This is a genomic window from Pseudomonas sp. TE12508, from assembly GCF_056279485.1.
The window spans coordinates 41,694-52,054 of record NZ_JBWCCN010000030.1 but is presented as its reverse complement, the minus strand read 5'-3'; the positions used below and the strand labels follow the sequence as shown (position 1 = coordinate 52,054).

At 57.8% G+C, this 10,361-nt stretch carries 7 protein-coding genes; 5 read left to right on the top strand and 2 right to left on the bottom strand.

Annotated features, from left to right (window positions below):
- The first annotated feature begins 1,734 nt into the window (after positions 1-1,734).
- Positions 1,735-2,433 (top strand): ion channel, encoded by a 699-nt coding sequence (locus tag ACZ9IM_RS29505; RefSeq protein WP_427622755.1) that lies wholly within the window; start codon positions 1,735-1,737, stop codon positions 2,431-2,433.
- Positions 2,434-2,538: 105 nt separating this feature from the next.
- Here the strand turns inward: ACZ9IM_RS29505 and arcD are convergent, their stop codons facing one another.
- Together arcD and ACZ9IM_RS29495 are read right to left on the bottom strand one after the other, a co-directional pair.
- Positions 2,539-4,005 (bottom strand): arginine-ornithine antiporter, encoded by a 1,467-nt coding sequence (arcD, locus tag ACZ9IM_RS29500; protein WP_476225765.1) that lies wholly within the window; start codon positions 4,003-4,005, stop codon positions 2,539-2,541.
- A 456-nt stretch (positions 4,006-4,461) separates the two neighbouring features.
- The gene (locus ACZ9IM_RS29495) at positions 4,462-6,051 is read right to left on the bottom strand and encodes a winged helix-turn-helix domain-containing protein (RefSeq protein ID WP_476225764.1); all 1,590 of its coding nucleotides are present in this window, start codon (positions 6,049-6,051) and stop codon (positions 4,462-4,464) included.
- A gap of 258 nt (positions 6,052-6,309) precedes the next feature.
- Here ACZ9IM_RS29495 and ACZ9IM_RS29490 point away from each other — a divergent pair, with 258 nt between their 5' ends.
- The 4 genes from ACZ9IM_RS29490 (at position 6,310) to ACZ9IM_RS29475 (ending at position 10,307) form a co-directional block, all read left to right on the top strand.
- Positions 6,310-7,062: an SDR family oxidoreductase gene (locus ACZ9IM_RS29490; protein ID WP_476225763.1), complete on the top strand. Its 753-nt coding sequence runs from the start codon at positions 6,310-6,312 to the stop codon at positions 7,060-7,062.
- Between the two features lie 43 nt (positions 7,063-7,105).
- Complete coding sequence (locus tag ACZ9IM_RS29485) at positions 7,106-7,519, top strand: cupin domain-containing protein (RefSeq protein ID WP_427622751.1); 414 nt, start codon at positions 7,106-7,108, stop codon at positions 7,517-7,519.
- Positions 7,520-7,617: 98 nt separating this feature from the next.
- Entirely contained in the window at positions 7,618-8,715 is a 1,098-nt protein-coding gene (locus ACZ9IM_RS29480) for an HlyD family secretion protein (RefSeq protein ID WP_476225762.1), read from the top strand.
- Positions 8,712-10,307, top strand: coding sequence for a DHA2 family efflux MFS transporter permease subunit (locus tag ACZ9IM_RS29475; RefSeq protein WP_476225761.1), 1,596 nt, complete (start codon positions 8,712-8,714; stop codon positions 10,305-10,307). The genes ACZ9IM_RS29480 and ACZ9IM_RS29475 overlap by 4 nt, the downstream gene beginning before the upstream one ends.
- The last annotated feature ends 54 nt before the right edge of the window (positions 10,308-10,361 follow it).

The window sequence follows — 10,361 nt, the reverse complement described above, 5'->3', positions numbered from 1 at the left end:
TGAAACCACCTATTTGAATGCCTTGAGGAAGCGCGGTTCACCGCTCCTGAAGAACCTCGATTTAGGTTGACTGACTTCCTCAGGGCGTGAAGCTGACCCTCAGGATTTCGTACTCTCAAACCCCATCCGCGAATTTGCAAACCACTGACGACATATTGGTAGGTCTGGAGAGGGGCATGACCACCACGCAAAAACTGACTCAAACAACGCTATGTGCAATGTCAGATCGAAGGTTATGGGTTGTCATGAAATGAAAAAACGCTGTCGCCAAATGAAAGGCTGGCGCACGCCACGTCTATAAACTCCTCCTCAAGCTTGCGCAGCAAGCCCAGCTATTTGGCTGTTGGCGCTCACGGACGCGAAACGTCTTTGGAGAAATCTGCGCATTTCCTACGAATGGAGAGGAGACAATGAGTGAGCGGTCGATAACGCAGTTCTTTTCCGCCCTAGGGGCCCCGCTTTGCATGCTGCTGCAGTCTTGGGGGCAGCGCGAGCAGATGGCAAAAATCTCCGTTTTCTGCGTCCTCCCCGACTAGTGCGCTGTCGGTTGGACGGCACATTGTTACCAAAACAGCAGTAGACTGTTACAGATCATAAGCTGGCTATCTATTAGTATGCTTGTTATATTTGAAAATTATTCATCAACTTTGAATCTGGATAATTAAGAATTTTAACAAACTGACAATACTATAAGTGCTTAATATCTAACTTATAAATATATTGCTATCAGTCAACAGCCTGACTGCGCAGTCGCCCTAATAAAACTTACGTTTGAAAATGCGTTCCTAAATCACATTGCTGAAGATAAAAATAAGTAATAGTTTTTGCGATTTGTTTTTTGTTATATTCATGAATTGTACAATCAAAAACCATGACAAACTTTGCAGAAATATCACTTCAATACCCTCAATACTGGAAGCTCGATATAAATAATCGAATCCTGTTTGACGGTGCCAATCAAATACACTTGACAAATATTGAGAGCATAATTGTAAAGAACATGCTCCTCAAGGAGGAGCGCGTAATCAGTAGGGCAGAGCTAATTAGTAGTATTGGGAGAGAGCCTGGCCTCTATCGTGGCCTGGAGATGAGTTTGAGTAGACTGCAAGTAAAGTTCAAGAAAAGCGCTGGAGGCAGGTATCTCTTTCGCGCAGTCAGAAATCGTGGCTACTGCCTCACTCAAACCATACATATTAATGGGGAGCCGTCTCGGGAGTTTACGTGAGGTAAGCGGCAATACACCCCGCGCATGGTCATATGGCTGATGATGACTAACGAACTTATGAGCTTGGGGGGCAGCGTTTAAGATGAGTGAGTTAACTTTTTACGATGGGCCTTGCGCTTTGATACTGGTGCAGCGGATTTGAAAATGCCGTCGCATAACTTCTGAGTTATGCGACGACTAATTCGGGCGTGAAACTGTCGCATGTACTCAGTTATCTGCGACATGAAATGCACAGATGTGGCATTGAGAAAGACGGGAGGTAAATCCGATACGCTCGGTTCCCACTCAGGACAAAAATCTGGAGTCGCAGCGAAGCACGCTGACGAGTTTAGCCTGTCACAACTGACCGAAAATGGCCGCTTCGGACCGACTGCTACCCTTCCTGACAGGCAGAATTCGACCCATATCCGCCACTCAAGGATTTCACCCCCGACTATTCTAAAGCCAAGCCAGGTTTCAACGGTGCACGGTCAGATATCGAGTGTTACTTCAGCCTCTGGGAAACCGATATGACAAATCCTCAAAATAAAGCCGAACCCGACGAGGATTTAGCCCGGTTGATTATGGGGAGAGGTCCCTACACCTATCTATTGCTGCTCTTGCTAGGGTTGATCCTTCTGTTTCCCTTTCTTGAGGAAGGTATATTTGCTCGTACCTTGCTCGGCATTCTTTTTTCGATCGTGCTGCTCGTGGGGGCTTTCGCCACCAGGCAGACTCGGCGGGGGTTCATTCTCAAACTGGGCCTGGCGTTGCTTGGGGTTGGCCTTCAATGGACGGCGTTATGGACTGGGAGTATCGCGATTCTTAGCCTTGCCGGGATAGCGTATACGGCGTCTCTTGCCGTCTCGTTTAGCGGAGTGCTTCTCTACATTCTCAAGCGCGGGCCAATTACAGCCGGCAAGCTGCATGGCGCGCTGGCGGGTTACATCATGCTGGCTTTCGTTTGGTCCTTCGTTTATGCCCTGGTGGAGATATCCAGCGCTGGCTCATTCGGTCCTGTCCCCCTCGACTTCGCACAGCCTGGCACGTTCTTCAAATTAATCTATTTCAGCCTCACGACGCTCACAACCACCGGTTACGGAGATGTTATCCCGTTGACCAATCACGCCCGCTCACTGGTAATGGTCGAAGAGTTTTCAGGCGTCTTTTACGTTGGTGTTGTGATCGCTCGGTTTGCCGGTCTTTATCCATCGAATCAGGCTAAGTGACGGACGACCGATTGCTCATGGCCCATGCCATTGAAAAAGTCCGCCTCGGTTTTCATTGAGCCGCATGGCAGACGGAGCATTCCATCCGCCATGCAAACCCTTGTTTCAGAGGCTGAGGAAACCGCTGTAGAGGCCGTAACCCGCGATCAGCGCACCTATCATCACGACAACGAAAATGACTTTTTCAATGGAGGTGAACACCGGTTGGCCCAGTTCGCGCTTGGCCTTGGCGAACAGGATTGCGCCAGGCGCATAAAGCAGTGCAGACAGCAGCAGGTACTGCGCCCCGGCCGCGTACACCAGCCATACGGCATAGAGCACAGCGATCACCCCGATTACCAGATCCTTGGTCCGCTCGCCTTGAGCCTCCTCATAGGTTTCGTTACGCCAGGCCAATAGTAAAGCGTAGGCGGCGGACCAGAAGTACGGCACCAGAATCATCGAGGTTGCCAGGTACAACAGGCTTAAATAGGTGGAACTGTTGAACAACGTGATAATCAGGAACAGCTGGATAAGCCCGTTGGATAGCCATAGAGCATTGGCGGGAACCTGGTTAGCGTTCTCCCTGCGCAAGAACGCCGGCATGGTGTGGTCGCGGGCACTGGCAAAGAGGATTTCCGCGCAGAGGAGTGTCCAGGACAACAGCGCACCGACCAGCGAGACGATCAGCCCTGCGCTGATCAGTACTGCCCCCCAGTGACCCACCACATGTTCCAGTACGCCCGCCATGGAAGGATTTTTCAGGCCGGCCAGTTGTGCCTGGGCCATGATCCCCTGAGAAAACACGTTAACCAGAACCAGTAAAAGCAGCACCCCGACGAAGCCAACCACGGTCGCCTTGCCGACGTCGCTGCGCTTTTCAGCACGGGCGGAAAAGATGCTGGCCCCTTCAATGCCAATAAACACCCAGACGGTGACCAGCATCATGTTGCGAACCTGATTCATCACCGTGCCCAGGTCACTGTTGCCAGCGCCCCAGAAGTCGCTGGTAAAAACATCCATCTTGAAGGCCACGCCGGCAATGACAATGAACAGCGCCAGCGGCACCATCTTGGCGATGGTAGTGATCACGTTAATGAAGGCGGCTTCCTTGATTCCGCGCAGAACCAGAAAATGCAGGAGCCAGAGCAGCACGGAGGCGCAAATGATTGCCGGTAGCGTGTTGCCTTCTCCGAACATCGGGAAGAAGAACCCGAGGGTACTGAACAGCAACACCATGTAGCTGACGTTGCCGATCCAGGCACTGATCCAGTAACCCCAAGCCGAAGAGAAACCCATGTAGTCGCCAAACCCGGCCTTGGCATAGGCGTAAACCCCGCCATCGAGCTTGGGCTTGCGGTTGGCCAGTGTCTGGAAGACGAATGCCAGCATCAGCATGCCGACGCCAGTGATCAGCCAGCCAATCAACGTGGCGCCAGCACTGGCACTTTTAGCAATGTTCTGCGGTAGCGAAAAAATCCCGCCGCCCACCATGGAGCCGACGACCAGAGCGATCAATGCTCCGAACTTCAACTTATCGCTGGAGGCAGAAATCTGGGTATCTTTGTCGATGTTGCTGACGGAGTCGACCATCTGAATCTCCTTGCCGAAACGGAATCGTTCAAGAGGTGACGGGCTGACAAGAGATGGTCGCTAATGCACTGCATGACCCCTTCGAGTGACGCATGCCACCGAACAGATTGCTTTTTCGCTGCAGGAATGGATTGATGTCACCGCCCCCGCAACTGGGCACAAACAACTAAAACGCATTTAAGTCGCAGTTTCGTACCAGCCAAAAACTGGCTTCTGCTGCTTTGAACCTGACTCGATCGTTAGATCCACTTGGCTCTCCCGAAAGAGGGGATGCAAGATTCAAGCAACTTCAGTGTAGCTTCCATTCGTATGTTGCAATCTGCGAACCTGCGCATTCCTTGGAGCAGTTGGCGACGCCAGCTACAGATCGCAGTTCGCATTAGCAGCCTTCGGCAGCTCCGGTAGGGAATTCCCGCGTTGGCTTTAGCAAGCCATTCGCAGTTCACCGGGCCGCAGTCACTCAGGCAACCCAGCTAGCCGCAACCCATCAGCAAACTGTGCAAAATCCTCAGGACGCTGGATTGGTAGCCAGTCTTTCAGGTTGGAGACGCGCAAGGATGGATCCAGCCCGTGCAAACGCTGCATCGCCTGCTTCGCTTTGTCCTTGCGTCCGCTGAGCGCATGACTGGCTGCCACCAGGGCAGCCGGCACCAGGAGGCTGGGTAGATTCCCCAGCGCCTTTTCCGCCCAGGCAGAGGCGGGATCGAAGCGCCCGGCGAAGAAGTGTGCGAGTGCCATTCCAACTTGCATCCTGAACATTTCCGGATCCAGCGGACTCAATCGAACGGCATGGGTTAAATCCGCAATGGCGGCGTCTGTTTCACCGCGCAGTGCGCGCAGGATTCCGCCCAGGTACCAGGCGGGGGCGAGGTTGGGGTTGAGCAGGCGTGCCCGGTCGAGCAGGGCAATGCCGCCATCGATATCGCCGGCGAGATGGCCAAGTGCATGTCCGCCTCGCGTCAGCGCCACCGCATCGTCCCGGCCGAGTTCCACCGCCAAACGCGCAAGTCGTGCGCCCTCGGCGATCTCTTGAGTCCGATCGGTCATCCAGCCATTCAACTTGCGCCAGAAGTGGCACCAGGCTGCCATGCCATAGGCCGATGCAAATTCCGGATCGAGCTCGATGGCCTTGTAGAACAACGGCAGCGCTTCCTCGATGGCTTCGCGGGTGCCGTTGTGCAGTTTCGGCATTCCGCGCAGGTAATAGTCGTAGGCGTCCAGGCTTTCCGTCGGTTTGCGCTTGGCGCGCTCGATTTCCGCCCGTTCCAACTGCGGTGCGATGGCGCCGACGACGCTTTCGGCGATTTGATCCTGCAGCTCGAAAATGTCGTGGAGCATGCCTTCGAAGCGCTCCGCCCAGATATGCATCCCGGTCGTCGCGTCGATGAGCTGCCCGGTGATGCGTACCTTGTGCCCGGACTTGCGCACGCTACCTTCCAGCACGTAGCGCACGCCGAGCGTCTGGCCGACGCCCTGGACGTCCACGGCCCGGCCCTTGTAAGTGAAGCTTGAATTGTGTGCGATGACGAACAGCCAGCGGATACGCGACAGGGCGGTGATGATGTCCTCTACCATGCCGTCGGCGAAATACTCCTGCTCCGGATCGCCGCTCAGGTTGTGGAAGGGCAGGACAGTAATGGAGGGTTTGTCCGGCAGGACGAGCGTGGGCGCAGGCGTTTGCTTCAGGTCCACGGGCGTGGGTTCTTCGATGTCAGGCTGTCGCGTTTCCCCGACCTCATCCACCTTGATCTCGCCGACGAAGCGGTATCCCTTACGGGCGACCGTACGCACCAGGCGCTGCTCTTCGCCGGTATCGCCGATGGCCTTGCGCACCGCATTGATGTGGCTGGTGATTGTCGACTCAGAGACGATCCGACCGCTCCACACGGCCTTGAGCAGGTCGTCCTTGCTCATGACGCGATCGCGGTTGCTGACGAGTTGCAGCAATAGATCGAAGACCTGCGGCCCGACAGCCACGACTTGCCCGCGCAAGGTCAGTTCCCGGCGCTGCTGATCGAGCACGTAGTCTTCAAACACGAATTGCAAGGTGAGGATCCCCTGGTCGAGCGCCCTCGACTCCGTGTCTGAGCTGGCGGTTGGTAAGTGGTATCGATAATACGGCAGCGCCTGACCCGCTGCACCGTTTGCGGCAAGGGAGACCCGTCGAATAACTGTTTTTCTGGACGAAAAACCAAGCTTCCCTGAAGGCAAACTCAAGGCCGGTACAAGGACGTCCCTGACGCGCGCTGGCACTCTCGATCTACATCGACAGCAATGGTTGCAGTCGAGAAGCGGAGAGAAACCATGAAGATCGTCGTCATTGGAGGCACCGGCCTCATCGGATCGAAACTTGTGCAGAACCTCCGCGAGCGCGGCCATGACGCGCTCGCTGCCGCCCCCAGCACGGGCGTGAACAGCATCACCCGCGAGGGCCTGGCCCAAGCGATGGATGGCGCCGATATTGTCGTCGACGTGGCGAACGCGCCTTCGTGGGAAGACCAGGCCGTTCTCGAGTTCTTCGAAACGTCGAGTCGTAACCTGCTGGCTGCCGAGGCGGCCGCTGGCGTTCGCCATCACGTGGCCCTGTCGATCGTCGGCAGTGAACGGCTTCCCGAGAATGGCTATTTCCGGGCCAAGGTCGCGCAGGAAAACCTGATCAAGGCGTCCGGCATTCCTTACACCATCCTGCGGGCCACGCAGTTCTTCGAGTTTGTCGGCGGCATCGCGCAAGCGGCCACCGTCGGCGAGGAGATTTGCCTGTCGCCGGCGCTGATCCAGCCGATGGCGTCCGACGACGTGGTGGCGGCGCTCACCGAGGTCACGCTGGCAACACCGGTCAATGGCACGGTCGAAGTGGCCGGTCCCGAGGCCATGCCACTCGACGAACTGGTCAGGCGCTTTCTGCGTGCCACTCAGGACACGCGCAAGGTCGTGCCGGACGTGCACGCGCGCTACTTCGGTTCGGTGCTCGACGATCAATCGCTGACGCCCGGCAAGAACCCGCGCCTTGGCGCAATCCGTTTCGAGGACTGGCTCGGTCAGTCGACGGCTCGGTAACGGGCCGCGCGCTCACACCACCTACGCACCAAGGAGCATCGCCATGGTTACCCGAAATCTCTTGGCCGCTGCCTTCGCGGCGCTGTCGATCAGCGCAGCGTCGGCCGCCGAGCCGCCCGCAGGCAAGGTGACGGTCGTATTCGACCGGCCCATTCCCAACATCCCCGGCAAGAGCATGAAGGGCGTGCTGGTCGAGTATGGGCCGGGCGCCGCGTCGCCGTCCCACACCCATCCGAAAACGGCCTTCATTTATGCAACGGTCCTGGAGGGCTCGTTTCGCATCAAAGTCAAAGGCGAGCCGGAAAAGATCTACAACGTCGGCGAAAACTTCGTAGAAGAGCCGGGCTCCGTGCACGAAGTCAGCGCCAACGCCAGCGACACGAAACCTGCACGCCTGCTGGCCGTGTTCGTCCTCGACAGCAACGAAAAGGTGCTCGTCACACCCATCAAAAAGTGAGCCGATCAACACGCTCATCGACGCTCGACAGCCGGACGGCAGGTCACTGTCGTCCTGCGGTTGTTGCAGGTCCTTGGCATTGAACAGGAAACAAGAACATGAATTCGCTTCAGGACAAGGCCGCCATTGCCACCGGCGCAAGCGCCGAGATCCCTGTCGTGGTGGCGCGGCAAAGCAAGAAAAAGATGATCGGCATCCTGCTGTGCATCGGCGCCGTGGTGGTTGTGGCCGGCGGATGGGCCATGGCGTTTTCGGGCGGTTCGACCTCCACCGATAACGCTTATGTGCGCGGCGACCTCACCTCGCTCGCGGCCAAGGTTGCCGGCTATGTCACGGCGGTCGAGGTCGAGGACAACCAGACCGTCCGGGCGGGTGACGTCTTGTTCCGGATTGACGATCGGGACTATCGCGCACGGCTCGCGCAGGCAGCGGCTAATGTCAGCGCTGCCGAGGCTCGCCTGACCCATGTCGATGCCGAAACCCAGCTTCAGCGTGCCCTGATTCGACAGGCCGAAGCCCAGCGACGCTCGGCCGCCGCCGAGATGAATCTGGCGACCAAGACCCATGATCGCAGCCAAAAACTGATCGTCAGCCACGCGGTCAGCCAGGCCCTGGTCGATGAAACCGGCACGGCACGCTCCAGAGCCGAGGCGACGGTATCGGCAGCTTCGGCAACGGTCGAGGCTCAACAGCAACGCATCACCGTCCTCGTGGCCCAGCGAGAAGCTGCCGTTGCTGCTGTGGCGCAGGCACAGGCCGCGCGCGATCTGGCCCAGATCGATCTCGACAGCACCGTGGTACACGCGCCTGTTGATGGCGTTATCGGTAACCGTCAGGTCCGGGTCGGCCGGTTCGTTACGCCGGGTGTTTCGTTGCTCGATATCGTGCCGGTCAATGATGTGTGGGTCGTGGCGAACTTCAAGGAAACCCAGCTCGAACATATCCGCCCCGGCCAGCGCGTGCGCATTACGGTCGACGGTTATCCCGACGGGGCACTTGAAGGCGTGGTCGACAGCTTTGCACCGGGTAGCGGGTCGGCGTTCAGCTTGCTGCCCACAGACAACGCAACAGGAAACTTTGTGCGTGTCGTGCAGCGGGTTCCGGTAAAGATCCGGCTTGCCCACAACCCATTGCCGGGCCGCATCGTCCCTGGCTTGTCCGCGCGTGTCGAGGTTGCGCAAGGGGGCGGCTCATGAACACGGTTGCCAGCGCCACGCGGAGCAACGCCAGCGCTACGACCGGTGTCCTGCTCATGGCGGGCATCGTGCTCGCCACGCTGACGGAAGCGATCGCCAGCACCGTTCTGTCGCTCGGACGCAGCGACATCATCGGCGACACCTATGCAACGCCTGATGAGTTTGCCTGGTTGGATATCGGCTACATCGCGCTCAAGCTGATCGGGTTCATGACCGCCCCTTGGCTGATGAACCGTTTCGCTGCGCGTCATGTGATCATCAGCTCAACCCTGGTCATGGGCCTGGCGTGTGGCATTGCCGCCATCACCGCTCGGCTGGATCTGCTGGTTGCACTTCGGGTTATTCAGGGCTTCGCCGGTGGCACCCTGCTGGTCGGGGGCCAGGCGATCATATTTCGCGCTTTTCCGCGGTCCTATCAGCCCATCCTTCAAGCGCTGTTTGCCATGGGCTCCGTTGTCGCGCCTGCGACGCTCGCCCCGGCGCTTCAAGGGTGGTTGATCGATAGCCAATCCTGGACATGGATCTTCTTCAGTGTTGTCCCGATTGCCTTGGCGGCTGCCGGACTTGTGCTGATCGCAGACGGCCCAATGCCCGCGAAGGCCCGGCAGCGTCCGTTTGACTGGATCGGCTTCTCGCTGATCTCTACCACGCTGTTGTGTTTCACCTACGTTCTCAGCCAGGGCAGCCGATGGGACTGGTTCGAGGAGCCTCGCATCCTGTGGCTAACGGTGATCGGCGCAGCCGCTCTGCTGGCATTTCTGGGGCAACAAGTGTTGGCCAAAGGGCAGGGCCTGCTCGACTTCAGCCTGTTCAAAACGAGCGATTTTTCTTTCGCCTTTATCGTCAGTTTTGTCGCCGGCGCCGCCTTGTTCGGCAGCGCGTTCCTGATTCCGGCGTTCGCCCTGTCGGTCCTCGGGTTCACGCCTACCGATGCCGGTCAGCTCCTGTTGCCCAGTGGCACGTTTTTTGTCGGCGCGCTTCTCATATCTGCTTATCTCATGCAGGCCCACCGCGTTGCGCCGTTCGCCACCGTGCCCTTTGGAATCCTGATGATCATGGTGGCGATGTGGATGCTGTCCGGTTCGACCAGCGAAAGCGGCGCGGACGACATGATGGCGGCTATCCTGTTGCGCGGGTTGGGGCTTGGCTTCCTGTTTCTATCGATCACGCTGATCGCTTTCAGCCACCTCAACAGCCGAAACCTCGCTGGCGGAATAGGCCTTTTCAATACGGGGCGCCAGTTGGGTGGCCTTATTGGGGTCGCAGGGCTCCAGACACTGATCGACCATAACGTCGTCACCAATGCCGTGGTCCTCGGCGCCAACGTCACCCCAGGCGGGGCCGCGATCATCGAACGGATGACGACCACGACAGCCATGCTGAGCGCGAAAGGAATGGATGCAGCGGCCGCTGGCCGGGCAGCGACGAGCCTTCTGGGCCGGTTGGTGACAAGTCAGTCCACGGTGATTGCCTTCGACACAGCGTTCGTCGCCGTGGCCCTGCTTTTTGTAATCGCTGCCCCCATTCTGGTCGGCATCAAGATCGGATTCGCGCGATACGAGAAAGTGCGCGCTTCACGAGCCGTCGCGTGAGACAGCCCACCTGCCAGCGATGGCGAGGGAGGAGAGCACTCGGACCACCCCCGG